Below are 23,850 nucleotides of genomic sequence, written 5' to 3'. Positions count from 1 at the left end.
TTCATCCCTGGGTCTGCTGGATGGCTTCTCGAAGCACCTGGCGGTCGTCGAAGGGACGGACCACCCCGGCGATGTCCTGGCCCTGCTCGTGGCCCTTGCCCGCGACGAGCACGGTGTCACCGGGCTGCGCGCGGGCGACGGCTGCGGCGATCGCGGCGGCCCGGTCCTCGAAGACCTGGACCTCGCCGCGCTCGTGTGCCGGTACGGACGCCGCGCCCTCGAGCATGGTTGCGAGGATCGCGAGCGGGTCCTCGGAGCGGGGGTTGTCGGAGGTCAGTACGGCGGTGTCGGCGAGGCGGGCCGCGGCCGCGCCCATGGGCCCGCGCTTGGTCCTGTCGCGGTCGCCCCCGCAGCCGAGCACGACGTGCACCTTGCCCTCGGTGACCTTGCGGAGCGCCTTGAGCACCGACTCGACGGCGTCGGTCTTGTGGGCGTAGTCCACGACGGCGAGGTAGGGCTGCCCGGCGTCCACGCGCTCCAGGCGGCCCGGCACTCCCGGTACCGCGGCGACGCCGTCGGCGGCGGTCTGCGGGTCGAGGCCGGCCGCGGCCAGGGCGACGATCGCGGCGAGGCTGTTGGCCACGTTGAAGGGGCCCGCGAGCGGCGACCTGGCGGCGATGCGCTCGCCCTTGGGGCCGATCACGGTGAACGTCGAGTCCATGGGCCCGACTTCGACGTCCTCGGCACGCCAGTCGGCGTCGGGGTGGCCCTCGGCGGAGAAGGTGACGACCGGGACCGTGGCTTCCTTGACGAGCCTGCGGCCGTACTCGTCGTCGAGGTTGACGACGCCGAGACGGCTGCGTTCGGGCGTGAAGAGCTGCGCCTTGGCCCGGAAGTAGTCCTCCATGTCGGAGTGGAACTCCATGTGTTCCGGGCTGAGGTTGGTGAAGACGCCGATGTCGAAGACACAGCCGTCGACCCTGCCGAGGACCAGCGCGTGGCTGGAGACCTCCATGGCGACCGCCTCGACACCGCGCTCGCGCATGACCGCGAACAGGGCCTGGAGGTCGGTGGCCTCGGGCGTGGTGCGCTCGGACTTGATGCGCTCGTCGCCGATGCGCATCTCGACGGTACCGATCAGACCGGTGGACCTGACCCCCTTCAGACCGCCCTCGACGAGGTACGCCGTGGTGGTCTTGCCGGAGGTGCCGGTGATCCCGATCTGGAGCAGGTCCCGGCCGGGGTGACCGTAGATCGTGGTGGCCAGTTCGCCCATGCGCGCGCGTGGGTCGTCGACCACCAGCACCGGGAGCCCGGTCGCGGCGGCGCGCTCGGCGCCCGTCGGGTCGGTCAGCACCGCGACCGCGCCGAGGCCGGCGGCCTGGGTGACGAAGTCGGCGCCGTGCAGACGGGCTCCGGGGAGGGCGGCGTACAGGTCGCCGGGGCGGACGGCACGTGAGTCATGGGTGATACCCGTGACCTGCGCGGTCTTCTCCGGCTGTTCGATACCCAGCTGATCGGCGAGCTCCGCGAGGGGTGTGGCGGAGACCCGGACCGGCCGGGGCGGTCCCGGATAGGTCACGGGTGCGCCCTTCTGGGTGGTTTGGGACTGATCAGCGTGTGGCACGGCGGTGAGCGTACCGGGCGCACCCGCCTCGGAGCTAAAAGAGGGCCCGCGCGCAGCGCGGTCGGACAAGGGTGGTGGTGGGCGACGGGCGGGCGAGGGGCGGGGGGCGCCCTGGTTCCCGGGATCGGAGGTGATCGTCGTCACGAGGTGGTTCCTGGTGGCCTTTCCGAGGTGCTGATGAGGTGCTCGGGTGGTGCTGATCAGGGCGTGTAGGAGACGGGCAGCTTCGCGGCCTTCGCCCCCGTGGGCGGGACCTGCAGGGTCTTCAGGGCGAACTCCATGACCTTCTTGTAGACGGGTCCGCAGATCTGGCCGCCGAAGTAGCTGCCGCTGGTGGCGTTCTGGATGGCGCAGTAGACGGTGATCCGGGGCTGGTCGGCGGGCGCGAAGCCGGCGAACGAGGAGGTGTAGCCCTTGTACTTGCCGGTGGCCGGATCCACGCGGTTGGCCGTGCCCGTCTTGCCCGCGACCCGGTAGCCGGGGATGCGCGCCTTGGTGCCGGTGCCCTCCTGGTCGTCCACGACCGACTCCAGCATCCGGGCCAGCGTCTTGGCCGTCTTGGCGCTGACGACCCTTGTCTCCTTGGGCTTCGCGGCGGGTGTGAAGCGTCCGTCGGGCCCCTTCGTGCCGCGCACGAGGGTGGGTTCGACGCGGACTCCGCCGTTGGCGATCGTCGAGTAGACGGACGCGGCCTGCATGGCGTTGAGGGAGACACCCTGGCCGAAAGGAATCGTGTACTGCTGCGAGGTCGACCAGTCCGCGGGCTTGGCCAGGATGCCCGGGGTCTCGCCGGGGAAGTCGAGCCCGCTGTAGCGGCCGAGGCCGAACTTGCGCAGGTAGGAGTAAAGGGCCTGGTTGGCCTGCGCCTGGGTTTTGCCGAGCTGGCCGGTCGCCAGGATGGTGCCGATGTTGCTGGACTTGGCGAGTACGCCGTTGAGCGTGAGGTACCAGGTCTCGTGGTCGATGTCGTCCTTGAAGAGCCGGTCCCCGCGGTGCAGCCGGTTGGGCACGATCACATGCGTGAGCGGGGTGGCGACGCCCTGTTCGAGTACGGCGGCCATCGACATCACCTTGGCGGTGGAGCCGGGCTCGTAGGCGTCCTGGAGAGCCGCGTTGCCCATGTTCACCGAACGCGCCTTGGACAGGTCGTTCGGGTCGAAGCCGGGCGAGTTGGCCATGGCCAGGACCTCGCCGGTCCGGGTGTCCTGCACTATCACGTACCCGCGGTCCGCCTTGGACTCCTTCACCTGGTCGGTGATGGCCTGCTGGGCGGCCCACTGGATGTCGCGGTCGATGGTGAGCTCGACGTCGCTGCCGGGCACCGCGGGGGTCTCGGTGGAGCCCACGGTGGGCACTTGACGGCCCCCGGACTGGGCGTAGCGGACCTTGCCGTCCTTGCCGGCCAGCAGGGAGTTCAGCTGCTGCTCGACACCGCCGCCGCCCTTGCCGTCGGCGTTGACCCAGCCCAGTATCCCGGCGGCGAGATCGCCGTTCGGGTACACGCGCTTGGTCGTCGGCACGGACAGGACGCCCCCGAGGACGTTGGCCGTGCCCGGGTCGGTCGCGCTCTTGGTGGCGAGCGCGGACTTCAGGTCCTTGATCTGCTTCCAGACCTGCGGGGTCTGCCGGTTGGCGAGCAGGACGTAGCGGAGCTTCTTGTCCTTGGGCCGCAGCTTGCCGAGGATCGTCTCCTGGTCCTGCCCGAGGATCGGGGCGAGCAGGGCGGCGGCCTGCTCGGGGCCGTCGTCGATCTTCAGCTGCTTGCGGGTGAACAGCGTGGGGTCGGCCGTGATGTCGTACGCGTCCTCGCTGGTCGCGAGGGCCACGCCGGAGCGGTCGGTGATCCCGCCGCGCTCGGCGGCGAGCGTGTAGCCGACGTACCGGTTCTGCTCGGCCTTGGCGGCGTAGGTGCTCGCGTCGACGGCCTGCACCTGGAGCAGTCGTACGACGAAGGCGGCCAGCACCAGCGTCAGCGCGAGGCCGACCAGGCGCAGCCGGGGGCGGGGGCTGCCCAGGCGGATGGTCTTGGGGGCGGCCGCACGGGGCGCCGACGGGCGGCGGGCCGGGCGGGCGCCGGGACCCGGTCGCGATCGCCCGACGGAGCGGGCGGAGCGCTCGGAGCGTGCGGGTCCGGGCACGCGGCGGCGCGGCGGTTGCCTGCCGAAGTCGTCGGACACTTCCGTCACCTGCCGGGGGTCGTGGTCGTGGGGAGCGGGACGTCCGAGGGGACGGTCTCGGGTGTCGGTACGACGTCCTCGGGAGCCGGTACGACGGTCTCCGTCGGGGTGGGGCTGGCCGTCGGCGTCGGGACGGCCGTGCTGTCGATCACCTCGGGGGCGAGGACGAGCGGCATGTGGTAGGTGACCGGGTCGGCGTCGGGGGCGGCGGAGGGGACGCCCTTGACGGTGCCGTCGGGGTCGAGGAAGGCCGGGTCGCCGCCGGGCACCATGCCGAGTTCACGGGCGCGGCGCACCAGGGCGTCGGGCGCGGAGTAGGCGTCGATGTCCCGCTGCAGGGCCTGTTGCTCGTCGGTGAGGCTCTTGGTGTCCTTCTGGAGGTCGGTGAGCTTGAACGAGCCTTCGCTCAGCGCGGAGTTCAGCACCAGCAGCCCGATGAGGCCGCCGCCGAGGAGGAGGACCACGAGGAGCACGAAGGGGGCGCGGGCCGCCTGACCGGGGCTCGCCGTGCCGGGGAGGAGACGCGCGAGACGAGCCGCCCTCCCCCTCAGTTCGGGTTTCCTGCTCACGCGCCCTCCAGTGAGTCCGGTTGCCCAACCCACCGGCGCGGCTCACGCGCCTCACGCATCATTCGATGGACTCCCTGATTCGCTCGGCGCCTCTGCACCGCGCCGGTGCGGCTCGCCGGTTCTCGGCGATCTCTTCCTCGGTGGGAAGTTCGGCACCGCGCGTGAGCAGCTTGAGCCGGGGCTGGTACTGCTCGGGGACGACGGGCAGCCCGGGCGGGGCGGTGGTGGCGGCGCCGGCCGCGAAGACCTGCTTGACCAGCCGGTCCTCCAGCGAGTGGTACGACAGCACGACGATCCGGCCGCCCACCGCGAGCGCCTTCACCGCGGCCGGGATCGCCCGCTCCAGGACGGAGAGTTCGCCGTTGACCTCGATGCGCAGGGCCTGGAAGGTGCGCTTGGCCGGGTTCCCGCCGGTGCGCTTGGCGGCCTGGGGCAGGGAGTCCCGGATCAGCTCGACGAGCCGCGCGCTGTTCGTGAACGGCTCCTTGTCGCGCTCGCGCACGATCGCGGACACGATCCGCTTGGCCTGCTTCTCCTCGCCGTATGCCCTGAGGATCCGGACGAGTTCGCCCGGCGGGTAGGTGTTGAGGACCTCGGCGGCGCTCATGCCGGTCGTCTGGTCCATGCGCATGTCGAGCGGGGCGTCCTGGGCGTAGGCGAAGCCGCGGTCGGCCTCGTCGAGCTGCATGGAGGAGACGCCGAGGTCGAACAGGACGCCTTGCACGCGCGCGATGCCGAGCCGGTCGAGGACGTCCGGGAGTTCGTCGTAGACCGCGTGGACGAGGGTGGCGCGCTCACCGAAGGGCGCGAGCCGCTCGCCGGACAGGCGCAGGGCCTCCTTGTCGCGGTCGAGGGCGACGAGCCGGGCCTCGGGGAACCGCTGGAGCAGGGCCTCGCTGTGGCCGCCGAGACCGAGCGTGCAGTCGACGACCGCCGACCCGGGCCGCTCGAGCGCCGGGGCCAACAGGTCCAGGCACCGCTGGAGCATGACCGGGACGTGTCGACTCTGGCTCAAGGGGCCCTCTCAGGTCCGGCGCGGCCCGTACGCACCGCCGGGTCCCCGCCCGCTCATGAAGGGGAGGCCTGCCGGCGCCGGAAGCGTCAACCGACCGGAGCGGGAGGAGGCCGAGCCGTACGTACGCGCCGCGCACGTGGGGAGACCGTCCGTGCGCTAGCCGGGGCCTCCGGAAAGTGTCAGCAGGGAGGCCTCGCCTCCCGCTTCGCGTCACTTTAGTCCACGGTGTCTCGCGGTCAATCAACCGGCCTGCGCGTCGCGTACCGGCGCGGATCCGACGCTCCAAAAGGACCGAAAACACCCGTTCGGGTGCACCCGCTCCCCATGTGGGGTACCTCACACACAAGACGTGATGACGCTCTTTTTCCCTTCTCACGGCAGGACCGCGACGGCGGTGACCAGTACCGTCATGGTTATGACGACTTCCGCATCCGTTCCCACCGAAGGCGCCATATCCGACGGCGGCCGTGTGACCGATCGCCTGGTGAAGGCCAATGAGCAGTACGCCGCCGCGTTCACCGACCCCGGGATGGACGCCCGCCCGGTCCTGCATGTCGCCGTCGTGGCATGCATGGACGCCCGCCTGGACCTGCACGCCGCGCTCGGCCTGGAGCTCGGCGACTGCCACACCATCCGGAATGCGGGCGGCGTGGTCACCGACGACGTGATCCGCTCGCTCACCATCAGCCAGCACAAGCTCGGCACCCGCAGCGTCGTGCTCATCCACCACACGGGCTGCGGCCTGGAGGCGATCACCGAGGACTTCCGCACCGAACTGGAGATGGAGGTCGGCCAGCGTCCCGCGTGGGCCGTGGAGGCCTTCCGGGACGTCGACCAGGACGTACGGCAGTCCATGCAGCGGGTGCGCACCTCGCCGTTCCTGCTGCACACCGAGGACGTGCGCGGCTTCGTGTTCGACGTGAAGACGGGCCTGCTGCGCGAGATCGACCCCGCCTGAACGGCCCCGACCAGGCCCGCCGTAGCTGTCGTTTCGCTGTTGATTTCGGCCCTCGGGGTGCCCAAACCACCGCAAGACCCGACATAGTGCGGCCAGTTGTCCACAGTCGAGTGACACGAATCGGTAACGGCAGCAAGAATGCGGTTGTGGCGTCACGCGGAACTTTTCACGCGTGGTGTCCGTGATTCGGGGTGGGCCGGTTGCGCATCATGAGCGTCGGCCCGGAAAGTACGGGCCGAGGAGGGCCGGGTGACCACCTATGACGATCGATCGAGCCTCACTGATCTGACCGCCGTCGTGGAGCGGGTACGCAGTTCGGTGGAGGGCGTGATCGAGGGGAAGCCCGAGGTCGTACGGCTTTCACTGACCGTGCTGCTCGCCGAGGGACATCTTCTGATCGAGGATGTCCCCGGCGTCGGCAAGACCATGCTGGCCAAGGCGCTGGCGCGGTCCATCGACTGCTCGGTGCGCCGCATCCAGTTCACGCCCGACCTGCTGCCCTCGGACATCACGGGCGTGTCCATCTGGGACCAGCAGCGCCGGGACTTCGAGTTCAAACCGGGCGCGATCTTCGCCCAGATCGTGATCGGCGACGAGATCAACCGCGCCTCGCCGAAGACCCAGTCCGCGCTCCTGGAGTCGATGGAGGAGCGCCAGGTCACCATCGACGGGCAGACCTATGAGCTGCCCAGTCCCTTCATGGTGGTCGCCACGCAGAACCCGGTCGAGATGGAGGGCACCTACCCGCTGCCCGAGGCGCAGCGCGACCGCTTCATGGCCCGGGTGTCGGTGGGCTACCCCAGCGTGGAGGCCGAGCTGAAGATGCTCGACATCCACGGCGGAGTGAGCCCTCTGGAGGACCTCCAGCCGGTGGCCCACGCGCACGACATCGTGAAGCTCATCGAGGCCGTCCGCGGCGTCCACGTCGCCGAAACGGTCCGGCGGTACGCCGTCGACCTGGTCGCCGCCACGCGCACCCACCCCGACCTCAGACTCGGGGCCTCCCCGCGCGCGACGCTGCACCTGCTGCGCGCCGCCAAGGCCTCCGCCGCCCTCAGCGGCCGCGAGTTCGCGCTGCCGGACGACGTCCAGGCGCTCGCCGTGGCCGTCCTCGCCCACCGTCTGCTGCCCACCGCCCAGGCCCAGCTGAACCGGCGCACCTCGGAGCAGGTCGTGCAGGAGATCCTCCAGCGCACCCCGGTCCCCGCCGCTCCCCAGCAGGGCGGTCTCGGGATCGGCCGTGGGGCGCCCGCGTATCCGCAGCAGCCGCCGCGGAGCCTGTGATGTCCACCGGGGTGCCCTCGGCCGGCGGCCCCGATGCCGACCGGGGCGACCGGGGCGACCAGGGCGGGGTCCGCACGGCACTGACAGGGCTGACCACCCGGGGCCGCTCCTTCTTCGCCGCCGGTATCGCCGCGGCCATCTGCGCCTATGTCCTCGGCCAGAGCGATCTGCTGCGGGTCGGCCTGCTGCTGGCCGTACTGCCGCTGGTCTGCGCCACCGTGCTCTACCGCACCCGCTACCGCGTCGCGGGCAGCCGCAGGCTCTCCCCCGCGCGCGTGCCCGCCGGCAGCGAGGCCCGCGTCCATCTGCGGATGGACAACGTCTCGCGCCTGCCCACCGGCCTGCTGATGCTCCAGGACCGGGTCCCCTACGTCCTCGGCCCGCGCCCCCGCTTCGTACTCGACCGCGTCGAGCCGGGCGGCCGCCGCGAGGTCTCCTACCGGGTCCGCTCCGACCTGCGCGGCCGCTACCCGCTGGGCCCGCTCCAGCTGCGCCTGACCGACCCGTTCGGCATGTGCGAGCTGACCCGCTCCTTCTCGACGTACGACACCCTGACCGTGATCCCGCGCGTGGAGCCGCTGCCGCCGGTGCGGCTGAGCGGTGAGGCCAAGGGGTACGGCGACGGACGGCAGCGCTCGCTCGCCCTGCCCGGCGAGGACGACGTGATCCCGCGCGGCTACCGCTACGGCGACGACCTGCGCCGGGTGCACTGGCGCTCCACCGCCCGCTACGGCGAGCTGATGGTCCGCCGCGAGGAGCAGCCCCAGCGCGCCCGCTGCACGGTGCTCCTGGACACCCGGGGCCTCGCCTTCGCGGGCGCGGGCCCCGACTCGGCCTTCGAGTGGGCCGTCTCGGGCGCCGCCTCCGTCCTGGTCCACATGCTCGAGCGGGGCTTTTCGGTACGGCTGCTCACGGACACCGGCAACTCCGTGCCCGGCGAGGGCGCCGACGGCTTCGCGGGCGCGAGCCAGGGGACCGCGGACGCGGCCGGGCTGATGATGGACACCCTCGCCGTGATCGACCACTCCGACGACACCGGCCTGTCGCGCGCCTACGAGGTGCTGCGCCGCGGGAACGAAGGACTGCTGGTGGCCTTCTTCGGCGACCTCGACGAGGAGCAGGCCACGGTGGTCGCCAAGATGCGGCAGCGCAGCGGGGGCGCGCTCGCGTTCGTGCTCGACAGCGAGGGCTGGGTGCGGGAACCCACGGATGTGTCCGGGCCGTTGGACGAGCGCGAGGCGCGGCTGCGGATGCTGCGCGAGGCGGGCTGGACGGCGGTGGGTGTGCCGCGGGGCGCCTCGCTTGAGGAGCTGTGGCGGCTCGCGGACCGTGAGCGCACGGGCGTCGGTGCGGCCGGGGCCGGGGCCGGGGAGGCATCGTGATGAGCGGGCGGGCACGACTGGCGCTGTGCGCGTGGGCGGCCACGCTGATGGCCGCGTGCGCCCTGCTGCCGCTGGTCGAGCCGGTCACCTGGATCGTGCAGGCCGCCTTCCTGCTCGGGGTGCAGACGGTCGTGGGCGCGGTGGCCCGGCGGATCCCGCTGGCCCGTCCGCTGACGGTGGCGGCCCAGGCGCTCGCCACACTGTTCATGCTGACCCTGATCTTCGCCCGCGACCAAGCCTTCTTGGGGCTGGTCCCCGGCCCGGGCGCCTTCCTGCACTTCGGTGACCTGCTGCAGCAGGGCGGCGACGACATCGCGCGGTACGCGATCCCGGCGCCGCTGGCGTCCGAGGGCATCAAGCTGATGGTCTTCGGCGGTGTCCTGATCGTCGGGCTCGTGGTGGACACCCTCGCGGTGACCTTCCGCAGTGCGGCGCCGGCAGGCCTGCCGCTGCTCGCGCTGTACTCCGTCGCGGCGGGGCTGTCCGAAGGCCACGGCGACTGGTTCTGGTTCCTCGTCGCGGCGATCGGCTATCTGCTGCTTCTCCTGGCCGAGGGCCGCGAGCGGCTCTCGCAGTGGGGCCGTGTCTTCGGCGGGGCGGCACGCTCCCCGGGCGCCGACTCCGGGCCGGTCGCGCCGGTGCGCACCGGCCGGCGGATCGGCGTGGCCAGCCTCGGCATCGCCCTCGTGGTGTCGGCCACCCTGCCCTCGATGAACGGCGGCCTCCTGGACGCCACCGGGGCGGGCGTGGGTGCCGGAAACGGCAGCGGTGGCACGATCTCCGCGGTGAACCCCCTGCTCTCGCTGCGCGACAGCCTGAACGTGGACGAGGACCGCCAGGTGCTCTCCGTGCGGACCCAGAGCAACGACACCTCCGACCTGTATCTGCGGATCGTCTCCCTGGACGACTTCGACGGCCGGACCTGGAAGCCGTCCAAGCGGTCCATCGGCGCCGTACCCAAGGACTTCCCCCTCCCGATCGGCCTCGGCTCCGACGTCAGGCGCACGGAGATCAAGACGAGCATCTCGGCGGCGAACTGGTACGAGCAGAGCTATCTGCCCATGCCCTACCCGCCCAGTGGCGTCCAGGTCCGAGGCAACTGGCGCTACGAACCGGAGGGCATGGCGCTCGTCGGCGACCACGGGCAGAACACGCGCGGGCTGACGTACGAGGTGAAGAGCCTGGACGTCCAGCCGACGGCCGAGCAGCTCGCCGCGGCACCGGCGGCTCCCCCGGTCATCGAGCGTGAGTACACCGATCTGCCCGACTCGGTGCCGGCGGTGGTGGGCAGGACCGCCCGCGAGGTCACCGCGGGCGCGAAGAACCCCTATGAGCAGGCGGTCGACCTCCAGGACTACTTCGCGGTGACCGGGGGCTTCGAGTACGACACCCAGGTGGAGGTCGGCGACGGGCCCAACGCGATCGCCAACTTCCTGCGGGACAAGCAGGGCTTCTGCGTCCACTTCTCCTTCGCCATGGCGGCGATGGCCCGCTCCCTGGGCATTCCGGCCCGGGTCGCGGTGGGCTTCGCGCCCGGCACCCCGCAGGCGGACGGCTCGGTGTCGGTGGGGCTCAAGGACGCCCACGCCTGGCCCGAGCTGTACTTCGAGGGCGTGGGATGGACCCGCTTCGAGCCCACCCCGACCCGGGGCACGGTGCCGTCGTACACCATTCCGGACGCCACCGGCAGCGTGGACCCCGGCGTGGCGCGGCCGTCCGCCGGGTCGTCCACGGCACCGTCGGCCTCGCCCTCGGCGAGCGAGAGCTGCTCGGCCCAGTTGCGGAAGCTGGAGGCGTGCGACAGCGCCTCCCCGGCGGCAGCGGCGGCCACGGACGGTGGCGGCCCCTGGTGGGCCGTACAGGGCCCGTGGTGGTATCTCAAGCTGCTGTTCTGGGTGCTCGTCGGACTGGGCGTTCTGTTGATCCCCCTGGCGCCCATGCTGTGGCGGCTGCGTACCCGTTCGGTGCGTCTGGGCGGGCACGGCCGCAGTGACGAGGGCGCCGCCGCGCACACCCTGGCGGCCTGGCAGGAGCTGACCGACACGGCGTGGGACTTCGGGATCCTGCCGGACGACTCGCAGACGCCACGCAAGGCGGCCGCACGGATCGTCCGGCTGGGGCATCTCGATCCGACGGCCGCGACCTCGGTGCACCGGGTGGCGGACGCCGTGGAGCAGGTGCTCTACGCCCCGCATCCCCGGCTGACGGCCGGCCTCGCGCAGGACGTCCATCGGGTGATCGGCGGACTGCGCGGCTCGGTCGGCCGGGGCACGCGGGCGCGTGCGCTGATCGCCCCGCGTTCCACCGCGAGGGTGGTGTGGGCGGTCTCGGAGTGGTGGGCAAGGGTCAGGACACGCGCGGCGGCGGCCCGGCCGACCCTGCGCAAACCGTCCGGTCAGCAAGGCTGAGTCAGGAAGGCTGGAAGAGCCGCCCCGCAGGGCGGCGGACGACGGTGGCCCGGGCCTCTCGAAGGCCCGGGCCACTGTGCTGCCAGGGATGAGCGCCCGCACGGGCGGGGATGGGTGGGGGGACAGCTCGGAGACATGCGGGAGGGGGTGAGCACCCGGCTGGGTGCTCACCCCCTCAGAACGTCTGTGAGAGCGGCTCGTGGCGACTGCGGTGTGCGGGGGCCGGCTACTGGCCGCCCTGCTCATCGCGGCGGCGCTGCCAGCGCTGCTCGATCCGGTCCATCATCGAGCGCTTCTGGCGTCCCTGACGACGGGCGTGCGGGGCACCGGCAGCGGGCTGCTCGCCCGGCTTGGGGGCCTTGCGCCAGCCGGTCACCGCGAGCACCGCGCACCCCAGCATGACGAGAAAACCCACCACGCTGAGCCACACCTGCTTGGCGACCATACCGGCCATGAGGAGCGCGATACCCACGAGGAAGCCGGCGACCGCCTGGTAGACCCGCCGCCGGGTGTACGTACGCAGCCCGCTTCCCTCGAGCGCCGACGCGAACTTGGGATCTTCGGCGTACAGCGCTCGCTCCATCTGCTCGAGCATGCGCTGCTCGTGCTCCGAGAGCGGCACGGAGTCCTCCTCATCGTGCAGTCGCCGGGGCGACTCGGGGGGTCCCTTCAGGATAGGCAGGGAATCGCCCCCGTGAAACCCGCCCCTCTGCGCCAATTGGCCAACCGGATTCCGCCATGAACGCTCCGGCTGCTGAATCTTGTCATTCCCCAGCGGCCGTCCCGTCATGCCGGGCGGTCTCCCTCGATCATACGGCGCTGCGGGCGCGATCGGGGGGCCTGTGGCGTACTCCATGCACCATCAAGTACCTGATCAGCACTCCGGCACAGGGGGCGGCTCAGGCCTCGGCGGCCTCCCGCGTCTCACCGAGCACATGGAGCTGGGTGGCCACGGAGTGGAAGGCGGGTAGTTCGGCCGCCGCCGCCTCCAGCTTCAGCAGGGCTTCCATGGCACCGGGTTCGGTGTCCACCAGCACGCCGGGGACGAGGTCGGCGAAGACCCGCACACCGTGCACGGCGCCCACGGTGAGGCCGACGCCCTCGACGAGTTCGGTGAGCTGGTCGGCGGTGAAGCGGCGCGGCACGGGGTCGCCGTCGCCCCAGCGGCCGTTCGGGTCGTCGAGCGCCTGCCGGGCCTCCTTGAAGTGGCCGGCGAGGGCCCGCGCGAGCACGGCGCCGCCGAGTCCGGCGGCGAGCAGGCTGAGGACGCCTTCGGGGCGCAGGGCGGCCACCACGTTGCGCACGCCCTCGGCCGGGTCGTCCACGTACTCCAGGACGCCGTGGCACAGCACCACGTCGTAGCCACCGCGCTCGGCCACGTCGAAGAGGCCGTGGGCGTCGCCCTGGACGCCCCGCACCCGGTCGGCGACACCGGCCTCGGCGGCGCGGCGCTCCAGGGCGAACAGCGCGTTGGGGCTGGGGTCGACGACGGTGACCTGGTGGCCGAGGCGGGCGACGGGCACCGCGAAGTTGCCGCTGCCGCCTCCGGTGTCGAGGACGTCCAGCGCCTGGCGACCCGTGGCCTTGACCCGGCGGTCGAGGGCGTCCTGGAGGACCTCCCAGACCACGGCGGTACGGAGGGAGGCGCGGGGTCGCAGCGGGTCCGACACGGCAGTTGACTCCTCGGCGCGGATGTGAAGGCTTCAGGCGCCTTCCACCCTATTGCCTCCGGTACCCCACCTGGTTACTCCGGTGCCGTGCCCGATTGCCCGTCTCGTACGGCGGACCCTGGGGCCCCGGTGGTCCGTGGCGCCGCGCGCCGGTCACCCGGCGTCCGGAAAGCCACGGTCGGTGCCGTGGCCGCTCTCCTGTGGCCCCTCGGCGTCCTGGCGTGGCTGGGGCAGGACCGGCTGGAGCACCAGCATCCGCTCGACGAGGCGCAGGAACATCGCCACGTCGCGTATGAGGTCGTCCGCGTCCCGGCGGCTGGCCGCGCCCTGGATGCCCGCCTCGGCCCTGGCACGGCGCCGGGCCCCGGAGGCGAACAGCGCGCTCCACTCGGCGAGTTCGGGCGCTATCTCGGGGAGCACTTCCCAGGCGCTCCGTATCTTGGCGCGGCGTCGGGGCGTCGGTTCCGGACGCCCCCGGGCGGCGAGCACGGCGGCCGCGGTGCGCAGGGCGGCGAGATGGGCCGTCGCATAGCGCTCGTTCGGCGTCTCCAGTGCCGAAGCCTCGTCGAGGCCCGCGCGGGCCTGGGCGAGCAGGTCGAGGGCGGCGGGCGGGGCCGTCGCCCGGCGCAGGACGGGGTGTACGTCGCTCGCCGGGCCGGTCAGTGAGGGGGCAGGGCCGGTGGCGCGGCGCCGACGGGCGGCGGCTGCGTGGTAGCTGGCCATGACGATCCTCCTGTCGTCTGGTTGCCGGCATCTCGCGCTACGGAGTGCCGTATGTGCCCATCGTGAGGTATGCCACTGACAATCCGTTCTGACCTGGGCTTTTGCTTCGATCGAAGGTTCGCGTTACTTTTTGCACTGACCAGTCAGTGCAAAAAAGTTCTCGATTCAAGAAGATCAGGGGGTGGCCGTGGACGGAGTCACTGTCACGGCCGAGGGTCTCGGTCTGAAGGGGCCTCGCGGGTGGGCGTTCCGCGGGGTCGACCTCGCCGCGGAGCCCGGCGCGTTGATCGCCGTGGAGGGCCCCTCGGGGTCCGGTCGTACGAGCCTGCTGCTGGCGCTCACCGGGCGGATGAAGGCCACCGAGGGCACGGCGACCGTGGGCGGGGCACGGCTGCCCAAGCAGCTCGCGGCGGTGCGCCGGTTCAGCGCGCCGGCGAACGTCGCCGGGGTCACCGACCTCGACGCGGCTCTGACCGTCGGGGAGCACCTGCGTGAACGGACGCTGCTGCAGCGCCGGTTCGGCGACTCGGTGCGCGCCCTGCTGCGACCCCGCGCGGAGCGTACGGCCGAGGCGAGGCTGCGGATCGACACCGTGCTGGCGGCCGCCGGGCTCGACCTCCAAGCGCTGCCGAAGGGCGCGCGGACCGCCGTACGCGATCTGGAACGTCTGGAAGCCCTGCGGCTGTCGATCGCCCTGGCGCTGATCGGCCGCCCGCGGTTGCTCGCCGTCGACGACCTGGACCTGAAGCTGTCGGACGCCGAACGCGCCGAGGCCTGGGCACTCCTCAGGTCCCTCGCCGAGGCCGGGACGACGGTCGTGGCGGTGTGCAGCGAGGCCCCTGAGGACGCCGTGACGGTGTCCACACGGCCGGAAGCCGTGCGGGACGAGACCAGTGAGGAGATGACCGATGCGCTCGCCGAGACTCGCCGCGCTTGAGCTGCGCCGCTTCGGCAGGGGGAAGCTGCCGCGCGCCGCCCTGGTGGCCCTGCTGGTGCTGCCCCTGCTGTACGGCGCCCTGTACCTGTGGTCCTTCTGGGACCCTTACGGCCGCCTGGACCGCATCCCCGTCGCCCTCGTGAACGATGACAAGGGCGCCACCGCCGACGGGAAGAAGCTGACCGCGGGCGACGACCTCACCCAGGGGCTGCGCGAGAGCGACACCTTCGACTGGCACGAGGTCGGCGCCGCCGAGGCGCGAAAGGGTGTCGAGAACGGGACCTATTACCTGTCGCTCACCATGCCGGCCGACTTCAGCCGGCGGATCGCCTCCAGCGCGGGCGACTCCCCCGAGACCGGCGCCCTCCAGGTCCGTACGAACGACTCCAACAACTACATCGTCGGGCAGATCTCGCGGACGGTCTTCGCCGAGGTGCGCCAGGCCGCGTCCACCAAGGCGTCGCGGTCCTTCCTGGACCGGATCTTCATCTCCTTCTCCGACATCCACGGCGCCACGGTGAAGGCCGCCAACGGGGCCGACGACCTGGAGGGCGGCATCGGCAAGGCGGAGAAGGGCTCCGAGGACCTCGCCTCGGGCCTGCAGGAGGCCAAGGCCGGCAGCGGCAAGCTCTCCGACGGGCTGGCGAAGCTCGACACGGGCTCGGGCGACCTCGCGGACGGCGCCCGCCAGGTCGCCGACGGCACCCAGAGCCTCGCCGACAAGGTCAACGGGGTCGCGGACAAGGTGGGTCCCTTCCTCGACGGCAACGAGAAGACCATCGGCGATACCGCCCGGCTCGTCGCCGACTCGGCCGGAGCCGTCCGCCACAACCTCGGCACCCTGGTGAGGACCGCCCCGGCCGCCGCCAAGGGAGCGCATACGGCAGCCGACAGCCTGAACGCCGTCTACAGGGCGCGCTGCACGGACCCGGTGCTGCCGGACCCGGCCTGTGCCGACCTGAAGAAGGCCCGGCAGGCCGCCGACCACGTGGCGAAGGTCGCCGACGACGTCAACGTGCTCGTCGCCGACCAGAACGGCGACCTGAAGAAGCTCGACGGCCAACTCGCCACCCTCCAGCAGCAGGCCCGGACCCTCGCCGACCGGGCGCCCCGCCTCTCCGAGGACCTGGACGACGCCGTGGCGAAGATCAACCAGCTGAACCGGGGCGCGGGCAAGGTCGCCGCCGGCGCCAGGACGCTCCACTCGGGTCTCGGCACCGCGCGGACCGGCGCACAGGACCTGGACGAGGGCGTCGGCAGACTCAAGACCGGGGCCGACACCCTCAGCGGCGGCATGTACAAGCTCGCCGACGGCTCCGGGAAGCTCTCCGACGGGCTGCACGACGGTGCCTCGCAGATCCCCGACTACGACAAGAAGGACCGCGACCGGCGCACCGGCGTGATGGCCGACCCGGTCCAGCTGGTCTCCAAGGACCTGCACAAGGCGCCGAACTACGGCACCGGGTTCGCCCCGTACTTCATCCCGCTGTCCCTGTGGGTGGGCGCGATGGTGGCGTACATGCTCATCACACCGATGAACCGGCGTGCCCTCGCCGCCGGTGCCGCGGCCTGGCGGATCGCGCTGGCGGGATGGCTGCCCGTGGTGGCGATCGGAGTGTTGCAGGTCGTGGCGCTGATGTCGGTGCTGCACTGGGCGATCGGCCTCCAGATGGCGCGGGCGGCCGGGACGGTGGGCTTCCTGTTCCTGGTGACGGCCTGCTTCGCGGCGATCGTCCAATGGCTCAACGCCCGCTTCGGAGCCGCGGGCCGGATCCTGGTCCTCGCCCTCCTGATGCTCCAGCTGACGTCCGCGGGCGGCACCTACCCCGTCCAGACCAGCCCGGACTTCTTCAACGCGATCCACCCCTTCCTGCCGATGAGCTACGTCGTCGAGGCCCTCAGAAGGCTCATCACGGGCGGCGGTCTCACTCCGGTGTGGCACGCGTGCGTGGTGCTCCTCGCCTTCACCGCGGGCGCCCTCGCGCTGACCGCCGTCTCGGCGCGCCGCCGGCAGGTGTGGACGCTGGACCGACTGCACCCGGAGCTGACCCTGTGAGCCCTTCCGCGACCTCAGGTGCCCCCTCACCTGTGAGAATCAGGACCATGGAAAGCAGCAGCGCCACGGCGGGCGTCAGCACACGCCGCGAGGCCACCCGGCAGAAGCTCTACGAGGCGGCCGTCACGCTCATAGCCGAGCAGGGCTTCTCCGCCACCACGGTCGACGAGATCGCCGAGCGCGCCGGGGTCGCGAAGGGCACGGTCTACTACAACTTCGCGAGCAAGTCCGTCCTCTTCGAGGAGCTGCTGCGGCACGGTGTCGGCCTGCTCACCGCCTCTTTGCGGGAGGCGGCGGAAGCGACGGCACGCGCGGGTGGCGGCAAGGTGGACGCCCTGGACGCGATGATCCGCGCGGGCCTCGTCTTCATCGACCGCTACCCGGCCTTCACCCAGCTGTACGTGGCCGAGCTGTGGCGCACCAACCGGACCTGGCAGTCCACGCTCATGGTGGTCCGTCAGCAGGCCGTGGCGGTCGTGGAGGACGTGCTGCGCGAGGGCGTGGAGAACGGCGAGTTCAGCGACGAGATCGACGTCTCGCTGACCGCCTCCGCCCTGGTCGGCATGGTCCTGGTGGCCGCCCTGGACTGGCAGTCCTTCCAGTCCGAGCGCTCCCTGGACGACGTGCACGCGGCGCTGTCGCGGCTGTTGCAGGGGCGGGTGAGCGGGCGCAGGGGATGACACCGGGCTGACATGCGAAAGCGCCGGTCCGCTGTGGCCGCGTCCCCCGCGGGCCACCTCGAACCGGCGCCTTCCCTTGCCCCCCGTACTCCCCCGATCCCCCGTCCCCCCGTTGGGCCCCCGTTCGGTCGTTCCCCCGCTTTCCGGGTTCCCCCGTGCCTCGCTCCCGCCGACCTCGGCCGACGGAAGGAGCGGGTCCGGGGCGGCTCCGTTCCGGCGCCCCGTGTCGCCGGTGCCGGAGCCGTTCCCCTTCGCCGTGCCTCCACTCTGTCGTTCACACAGGTCGAGGCCCATCCGCGCGCGTACTCATCTCCGCCCCTAAGTACGGATACTCAGTCCTGAGCGCTCACCCCCAGGACGGCTCGTGGCCGACTGGTTACGATCGCGTCCGTGTCCGTACTCCCCTTGGTGTTCACCAGCGGCTGGGCCAGCGGCGTCAACGCGTACGCGGTGGTGCTGCTGCTCGGCGTGTTCGGCGCGACGGGGCTGAGCGACGACGTCCCCGAGACCCTTCAGCGCCCCGAAGTCCTCGTCGTGGCCGGCGTGTTGTTCCTGTGCGAGGCGGTGGCGGACAAGATCCCGTACGTCGACTCGGCGTGGGACTCCGTACACACCGTGGTGCGGCCGGTCGCCGGCGCCTGGGTCGGGGCGTTGCTCGCGGGGCAGAGCGGTTCGCTCAACGACGTGGTCGCGGGCCTGGTGGGCGGTTCGACGGCGCTGGCGAGCCACACGGTCAAGGCGGGCACCCGCATGGCGGTGAACACCTCCCCGGAGCCCTTCAGCAACATCGTCCTGAGCCTGGCGGAGGATCTGGGCGTCGGTGGCATCGTCGCCTTCGCGATGTTCCACCCGGAGGCGGCGGCGATCATCGCGGGCGTCCTGCTGACGACCGGACTGGTGGTGCTGTTCTTCCTGATCTCCCGCATCCGGAGATTCCGCCGCCGCAGGGCCCAGCGACGGGAGGAGCGACGCCTCGCGACCCAGCAGGACCGCCCACCGGCCTGACGCCGTAGACGGCCGGAACGACCCGCCTTCTGCCTGCCGCGAGTACCACCGCTGTGCCGACCACCCGCGCGGCCCACGGGACCGGCCACCGGGCCGATACCTTCGGCAGGCGAAACGACCCCGCCTTCCGCCTTCCTCACACGCACTGGGGCACCACTGGGCCGACCACCACGCGGCATGCGGAACCGACCACCGGACTGACGCCCTCGGCCGGCGAAACGATTGAAGCGGCGCTGGTGGCCGAGCCCCACGGGCAAGGGGTGCGCCGACAGGGTGCACCACGCGCAGAGCGGCCCCGGCCGACGGAATGCGCCGCGACCGGGCCTCCCCGACCCAGCCCGCACCATCCGCAGAACCGTGCCTCCCGTCCCCCGACCCGGTCTGCGCACCTGCGCCGAGGCGGGCAAGGTCCTGGTCGGTCGCCCGGTGGGGCGTGGCCCGCGGAACGGCCGACTGTCGCGTGACGAGGCGGTCCGACCTGCCCGTAACCGCGGCCCGCGGCCGTGGGGTGTCAGTGGCGGCCGATAAAGTCGCAGGCATGGCACGGATTGCGGTGATCGGCGCCGGGATGGGCGCGATGGCGGCCGCTGCCCGGCTGGCCGTCGCGGGCCACCGGGTGGCGGTGTACGAGCGTACGGAGACGTACGGCGGGGCGGTGCGCCGGTTCGAGCGGGACGGGTTCGGGTTCGACACCGGGCCCGGGCTGCTCACCCTTCCCGCTGTCTACCGCGATCTGTTCATCAAGACCGGCAAAGAGCCGCTGGAGTCGGTCGTCGAGCTGGTCCAGGTCGACCCGTCGTCACGGCACGTCTTCACAGACGGCACCGAGGTGTCCCTGCCGAACGCCTCGCGCGCGGGAGTGGTCACCGCACTGGACGAGGCCCTCGGCGCGGGCGCGGGTGCACGCTGGGGCGACTTCCTCATCCGGGCCCGCGAGGCCTGGGACCGCACCCGCAGGCCACTCCTGGAGGAGCCCCTGTGGCCCAACTGGCAGGTGCTGCAGCGCGAGCCCTACCCCGCGGTGCCGCACAAGCGGCTGCTGCGCACCCGACGGGCCTGCACCCTGGCCCAGATCGGCGCCTGGGAGCTCCGGGACCCCCGCCTCGCGGCGCTGCTGTACGGCCACGCGCTCGCGTACGGCGTCGACCCCGGTTCCGCTCCGGCGAGCGCGGCCGTCCTGCCGTACATGGAGCACGCCTTCGGGACCTGGTATGTCCGGGGCGGCGTGAGGGAGTTGGCGCGTGCGGTGTACGAGCGGTGCGTCCAGCGCAAGGTCGAGTTCCGCTTCGGCGCCGAGGTGACGGGCGTCCTGGAGAAGGACGGTCGCGCGGTCGGGGTGGAGTTCGCCGACGGGACGGTCGAGGACGCGGACACCGTCGTCGGCACCGGACCCTGGCGGCTGCGCGCGCTCGTACCGGGTCGCGAGCTCTACGGCGGCGAGGGCGTCCTTCCCGGCGCCGAGGACCTGCACCCGGGCCGGTTCGTGGTGTGTCTGGCTCTGCGCGGCGCGCGCGAACCGGACGCCGCGCACCGCACGGTGGTGTACGGCCCCGATCCGGAGGGCGAGTTGGACCTGTTCGCGCACGGGGAGATGCCCGACCCCACGGTCCGGATCGACCGGCCGGCCGACCCCGCGCTGCGCCCCGACGCGGACCACGAATCCGTCGTGCTGACGGCGACCGTGCCCTGCGGCCGGGGATACGACTGGGCCACACCGGGGGTCGTCGAGACCTTCGCGGACCGGATGGTCGCCGCCGCCGAGCGGGCGATTCCGGGCCTGCGCGAGCGGATCCTGTGGCGCGAGGTGCGGACGCCGGTGCACACCGAGCGGGAGACAGGGGCCGAGGGCGGCGCCGTTCCCCCGCCCTCGCTGGCCGGCGGCGACGGCATCCTGCATCCGTCCAACAGCACGGCGATACCTGGCCTGTTCACGGCAGGCGGCTGGTCGCATCCCGGCGGCGGCCTCGCCCACGCGGGGATGTCGGGTGCGCTGGTGGCCGGACTGATCGTGGAGGGGCCGGAGTTCCGCGGCTCCCAGTGACGCGGGCCGCCCCGCGTCAGAAGCGGTACTGCTCGTCGAACCCCTGGCCCTGGTTGTGCTGCCCCTGGCCGCTGTCGTCCTGGTAGTACCCCTGCTCCTGCGGGAGTTCACCGCCGTAGGACTCGTCGGTGCGCTGCTGCGGCACCCACACCCCGCCGGCCGGGGTCTCGCCGCCGTACGTCCCGGCGTACTGGTCGTAGCCCTGTTGGACGAACTGCTGCTGGCCACCGTAGGAGCTGTCGTACGAGCCCGCGCCATAGGTCTGGGTGCCGATGTACGGGTCGGAGTAGGCGGCGTACTGCTGCTGTCCGGCCTGGTCGTAGCCGTACTGCTGCTGGTCGTAGCCGGTGTAGCCGTCGTAGCCGTAGCTCTGGTCGGCGGCGGCCGTCGCGTACTGGTCCTGGGTCTGGCCCGTGGACGCGTAGGACTGGTCACCGGCGTAGGCGGAGTCGTTGTACACGCCGTAGGAGCCGGTGTCGTCGGGCAGCGGCTGCGGCTCGTAGACCGAGGTGGTCTCGGCGGCCGTGGGCGCGGCGGAACGTGCGGGCGTGAAGACGTCGTCGCGGTCGTAGTCGTCGTCCTGGCCGAAGCCGGCGGTGTTGGCCGGCCGGCCCTGGTCGTACCCGGTCTCGTCGAGGTAGGCCGCGCCACCCGTCGCCAGGTCGGAGCCCTCAAGGTCGGGCTCCTCGCCGCCGCGCTCCCGGCGGCTCTTCTTGCCACCGGTCAGACCGCCCAGTGCGGCCGGGGGGTTGACCGCCCAGCCCTGCTCGAAGCCGCGGCGGAAGGACAGGGTGACGTAGGTCTGGCCGACCGCGAAGGCGATCGCGCCCAGGCCGATGACGATCACCGACGGGATCAGCACGCCGAGGACCACGCCGAGGAAGCCGACGAAGGCGAGCAGCCGCCAGCGCAGTCGCGCCTTGTACTGCAGCAGCACCTCGCCGAGCAGCCACAGCGCGACGAATCCGAACGCGATGTAGAGGACCGTCCAGCCCATGTACGCCCCTCTCCCAGTGACCGCTACGCAGTGTGTCGTATGTCCGTGCGGCCGGTCTAGGCCTGCGGTGGATGGTGCAGACCCAGGTTTTCGTAGATTTCCAGCGAGGCCGTGGAGTTGTTGAGCGTGATGAAGTGCAGTCCGGGCACTCCCTCGGACAGCAGCCGCGCGCAGAACTCCGTGGCGAACTCGATTCCGATTGAGCGTACAGCGGCCGGATCGTCCTTTGCTGTGAGGATCCGCTCTTTCAGGACGGAGGGGATGATCGCGTTACTGAGCTGTGGTAGCCGCTCCAGCATCCGGACGCTGGTCACGGGCATGATCTCCGGGATGACGGGGGTCGCGCAGCCCGCCGCGTCGACTCGGTCACGCAGCCGCAGATAGGACTCCGGCTGGAAGAACATCTGGGTGATGGCGTAGTCGGCGCCGGCACGGCACTTGTCCACGAAGCGCGCGACGTCGGTGCCCCAGTCGGCGGAGCGCGGGTGCATCTCCGGGAAGGCGGCGACACCGACACAGAAGTCGCCCGACTCCTTGATGAGCCGGACGAGTTCGGCGGCGTAGGTCAGGCCCTGGGGATGCGCCACCCACTCGGCCATCGGGTCGCCGGGCGGGTCGCCGCGCACGGCCAGCATGTTGCGGATCCCGGCGTCGGCGTACTGGCCGATGATGTTGCGCAGTTCCGCGATGGAGTGGTTGACCGCGGTGAGGTGGGCGACCGGGGTCAGGGTGGTGTCCGCGACGATCTGCTGGGTCTCCTTGACGGTGCCCGCGCGGGTGGAGCCGCCGGCGCCGTAGGTGACGGAGACGAAGTCCGGGGCGACCGCCTCGACCCTCCTGAGCGCGCTCCACAGGTTCCGCTCGCCTTTGGGGGTCTTCGGCGCCGAGAACTCGAAGGAGTACGTCGTCTTTCCCGCGGCGAGCATGTCGCGCACGGTGCGTGCGCGGTCAGTCCTGGTGGATGCGGTTCCTAGGGCCATACCGGCAGGTTAGCCAGGGGGCAGCGGTCACCCAACCAGATCAGGGAAATTTGCCCGTTTTGTCGACTTGTTGTCCATCCTTCGGACACCGGGCCGATCATGCGACCGGTCTCCCCGGTCGGCACCGGCCCGTCATCGCGTGTCGCGCAACCGCTTCGCGAACTCCGCGGCGGCCGCGCCCGGATCGTCCGCCTCGGTGATTGCCCGGACGACCACGACCCGGCGGGCGCCGGCCTCCAGGACCTCGTCGAGGTTGCCGAGGTCGATGCCCCCGATGGCGAACCAGGGGCGGTCGGTGCCGAGGGCGGCGGTGTGGCGGACCAAATCGAGGCCGGGGGCGGGCCGGCCCGGCTTGGTGGGGGTCGGCCAGCAGGGGCCGGTGCAGAAGTAGTCCACGCCGTCCTGCACTGCAGCCGCGGCGGCCTCCGGCTCGGCGTGGGTGGAGCGGCCTATGAGGATGTCGTCGCCGAGGATCGCGCGGGCGGCGGTGACGGGCAGGTCGCCTTGGCCCAGGTGCAGTACGTCGGCACCGGCCGCGTGGGCGACGTCGGCCCGGTCGTTGACCGCGAGAAGCTTGCCGTGCCGCGCGCAGGCGTCGGCGAACACCCGCAGATGCTCCAGTTCCTCGGCCGCCTCCATGCCCTTGTCCCGCAGCTGCACGATGTCGACACCGCCGGCCAGGACCGCGTCGAGGAACTCGGCGAGGTCGCCCTGGCGCCTGCGGGCGTCCGTGCACAGGTAGACACGGGCGTCGGCGAGCTGGGTGCGGGCGGTGTCGGGCATGCGTGTGTCTCCCCCGGGTTCGGTGGCGTACGGGCCGTGCCGGACCGTGGCCGTGGCCTCGGTGGGCACGGCCCGTATGCCGGTGTGGTTCGGATCAGACGGCGAGCGCCTGGGCCCGGCGCTTCACCTCCGTGCCGCGATTCTCGCTCAGGGCCTGCGCGGGGGTGCCGGGCAGGCTGTCGTCGGGCGTGAAGAGCCACTCCAGCATCTCTTCGTCGGTGAAGCCGTCGTCCCTCAGGAGCGTCAGGGTCCCGGTCAGGCCCTTGACGACCTTCTGCTCGGCCACGTCGATGAAGGCGGCGGGCACGTGCAGCGCGCGGTTCTCACCACGGCGTACGGCGATGAGCTGGCCCTCCTTGACCAGCTGCCGCACACGCGTCACCTCGACATCGAGCATCTCTGCGATGTCGGGGAGGGTGAGCCAGGCGGGGACGAGAGCATCGATCTTTGCGTCAATCTCGGTCACGGGATCAAGCGTGCCATCCCGCACTGACAGTCGGAAGCCGGGGCACCTCCGACGGGGCGACGGAAGGGCTGATCGCCGCGTTCGGTCAGGGTGGCCCCGGGGGCCGAAAGAGAGGCCGTCAGCAGGTCAGGGGCATCGAGCAGTACCGGACC

General features: G+C 71.8%; 20 protein-coding genes. 9 read left to right on the top strand and 11 right to left on the bottom strand.

What is annotated here, in order from left to right:
• Position 1: 1 nt before the first annotated feature.
• From ACZ39I_RS04545 to rsmH, 4 genes are all read right to left on the bottom strand, one after another.
• Positions 2-1,522, bottom strand: a complete 1,521-nt coding sequence (locus ACZ39I_RS04545) for a UDP-N-acetylmuramoyl-L-alanyl-D-glutamate--2,6-diaminopimelate ligase (RefSeq protein WP_467243319.1) — start codon at positions 1,520-1,522, stop codon at positions 2-4.
• 245 nt (positions 1,523-1,767) lie between these two features.
• Positions 1,768-3,744 carry a peptidoglycan D,D-transpeptidase FtsI family protein gene (locus ACZ39I_RS04540; protein WP_467243318.1) on the bottom strand — a complete coding sequence of 659 codons (1,977 nt, stop codon included), beginning with the start codon at positions 3,742-3,744 and terminating at the stop codon, positions 1,768-1,770.
• A gap of 5 nt (positions 3,745-3,749) precedes the next feature.
• Positions 3,750-4,313 (bottom strand): cell division protein FtsL, encoded by a 564-nt coding sequence (ftsL, locus tag ACZ39I_RS04535; RefSeq protein ID WP_352382893.1) that lies wholly within the window; start codon positions 4,311-4,313, stop codon positions 3,750-3,752.
• Between the two features lie 58 nt (positions 4,314-4,371).
• Entirely contained in the window at positions 4,372-5,328 is a 957-nt protein-coding gene (gene rsmH / locus ACZ39I_RS04530; protein ID WP_467242794.1) for a 16S rRNA (cytosine(1402)-N(4))-methyltransferase RsmH, read from the bottom strand.
• Positions 5,329-5,680: 352 nt separating this feature from the next.
• Between rsmH and ACZ39I_RS04525 the strand changes: the two genes are divergently transcribed.
• From ACZ39I_RS04525 to ACZ39I_RS04510, 4 genes are all read left to right on the top strand, one after another.
• Positions 5,681-6,286, top strand: coding sequence for a beta-class carbonic anhydrase (locus ACZ39I_RS04525; RefSeq protein WP_467242793.1), 606 nt, complete (start codon positions 5,681-5,683; stop codon positions 6,284-6,286).
• Between the two features lie 249 nt (positions 6,287-6,535).
• A complete protein-coding gene (locus tag ACZ39I_RS04520; protein WP_467242792.1) occupies positions 6,536-7,570 on the top strand; it encodes an AAA family ATPase in 1,035 nt (344 codons plus the stop codon).
• Complete coding sequence (locus tag ACZ39I_RS04515) at positions 7,570-8,952, top strand: DUF58 domain-containing protein (RefSeq protein ID WP_467242791.1); 1,383 nt, start codon at positions 7,570-7,572, stop codon at positions 8,950-8,952. The genes ACZ39I_RS04520 and ACZ39I_RS04515 overlap by 1 nt, the downstream gene beginning before the upstream one ends.
• On the top strand, positions 8,952-11,360 hold the full coding sequence (locus ACZ39I_RS04510) for a transglutaminase TgpA family protein (RefSeq protein WP_467242790.1): 2,409 nt from the start codon (positions 8,952-8,954) through the stop codon (positions 11,358-11,360). Before ACZ39I_RS04515 ends, ACZ39I_RS04510 begins: the two co-directional genes overlap by 1 nt.
• A 226-nt stretch (positions 11,361-11,586) precedes the next feature.
• Here the strand turns inward: ACZ39I_RS04510 and ACZ39I_RS04505 are convergent, their stop codons facing one another.
• From ACZ39I_RS04505 to ACZ39I_RS04495, 3 genes are all read right to left on the bottom strand, one after another.
• Complete coding sequence (locus tag ACZ39I_RS04505; RefSeq protein WP_057618523.1) at positions 11,587-11,982, bottom strand: DUF3040 domain-containing protein; 396 nt, start codon at positions 11,980-11,982, stop codon at positions 11,587-11,589.
• Positions 11,983-12,259: 277 nt separating this feature from the next.
• The gene (locus tag ACZ39I_RS04500; RefSeq protein ID WP_467242789.1) at positions 12,260-13,030 is read right to left on the bottom strand and encodes a methyltransferase; all 771 of its coding nucleotides are present in this window, start codon (positions 13,028-13,030) and stop codon (positions 12,260-12,262) included.
• Between the two features lie 153 nt (positions 13,031-13,183).
• Entirely contained in the window at positions 13,184-13,753 is a 570-nt protein-coding gene (locus ACZ39I_RS04495; protein WP_467242788.1) for an SAV_6107 family HEPN domain-containing protein, read from the bottom strand.
• A 181-nt stretch (positions 13,754-13,934) separates the two neighbouring features.
• On the opposite strand from ACZ39I_RS04495, the gene ACZ39I_RS04490 reads away from it, so the two are divergent.
• The 5 genes from ACZ39I_RS04490 (at position 13,935) to ACZ39I_RS04470 (ending at position 20,472) form a co-directional block, all read left to right on the top strand.
• On the top strand, positions 13,935-14,690 hold the full coding sequence (locus tag ACZ39I_RS04490) for an ATP-binding cassette domain-containing protein (RefSeq protein WP_467242787.1): 756 nt from the start codon (positions 13,935-13,937) through the stop codon (positions 14,688-14,690).
• Positions 14,662-16,746 (top strand): YhgE/Pip family protein, encoded by a 2,085-nt coding sequence (locus tag ACZ39I_RS04485; protein ID WP_467242786.1) that lies wholly within the window; start codon positions 14,662-14,664, stop codon positions 16,744-16,746. Before ACZ39I_RS04490 ends, ACZ39I_RS04485 begins: the two co-directional genes overlap by 29 nt.
• Before the next feature lie 47 nt (positions 16,747-16,793).
• On the top strand, positions 16,794-17,426 hold the full coding sequence (locus ACZ39I_RS04480; RefSeq protein WP_467242785.1) for a TetR/AcrR family transcriptional regulator: 633 nt from the start codon (positions 16,794-16,796) through the stop codon (positions 17,424-17,426).
• 390 nt (positions 17,427-17,816) lie between these two features.
• Positions 17,817-18,431 carry a DUF4126 domain-containing protein gene (locus ACZ39I_RS04475; protein WP_393599191.1) on the top strand — a complete coding sequence of 205 codons (615 nt, stop codon included), beginning with the start codon at positions 17,817-17,819 and terminating at the stop codon, positions 18,429-18,431.
• 538 nt (positions 18,432-18,969) lie between these two features.
• Positions 18,970-20,472, top strand: coding sequence for a phytoene desaturase family protein (locus ACZ39I_RS04470; protein ID WP_467242784.1), 1,503 nt, complete (start codon positions 18,970-18,972; stop codon positions 20,470-20,472).
• A gap of 16 nt (positions 20,473-20,488) precedes the next feature.
• Here the strand turns inward: ACZ39I_RS04470 and ACZ39I_RS04465 are convergent, their stop codons facing one another.
• From ACZ39I_RS04465 to ACZ39I_RS04450, 4 genes are all read right to left on the bottom strand, one after another.
• Positions 20,489-21,469, bottom strand: a complete 981-nt coding sequence (locus ACZ39I_RS04465; protein ID WP_467242783.1) for an SCO2102 family sporulation regulator — start codon at positions 21,467-21,469, stop codon at positions 20,489-20,491.
• A gap of 56 nt (positions 21,470-21,525) precedes the next feature.
• Positions 21,526-22,449: a methylenetetrahydrofolate reductase [NAD(P)H] gene (metF, locus tag ACZ39I_RS04460; protein ID WP_467242782.1), complete on the bottom strand. Its 924-nt coding sequence runs from the start codon at positions 22,447-22,449 to the stop codon at positions 21,526-21,528.
• Positions 22,450-22,581: 132 nt separating this feature from the next.
• On the bottom strand, positions 22,582-23,232 hold the full coding sequence (gene thiE, locus ACZ39I_RS04455; protein ID WP_467242781.1) for a thiamine phosphate synthase: 651 nt from the start codon (positions 23,230-23,232) through the stop codon (positions 22,582-22,584).
• A 94-nt stretch (positions 23,233-23,326) separates the two neighbouring features.
• On the bottom strand, positions 23,327-23,698 hold the full coding sequence (locus ACZ39I_RS04450; protein WP_352382923.1) for an Rv2175c family DNA-binding protein: 372 nt from the start codon (positions 23,696-23,698) through the stop codon (positions 23,327-23,329).
• Between the last annotated feature and the right edge of the window lie 152 nt (positions 23,699-23,850).

This window comes from Streptomyces sp. NPDC024687, assembly GCF_055559055.1.
Note: the sequence above shows the minus strand (reverse complement) of the source record. Positions and strands in the feature narration are given on the sequence as shown.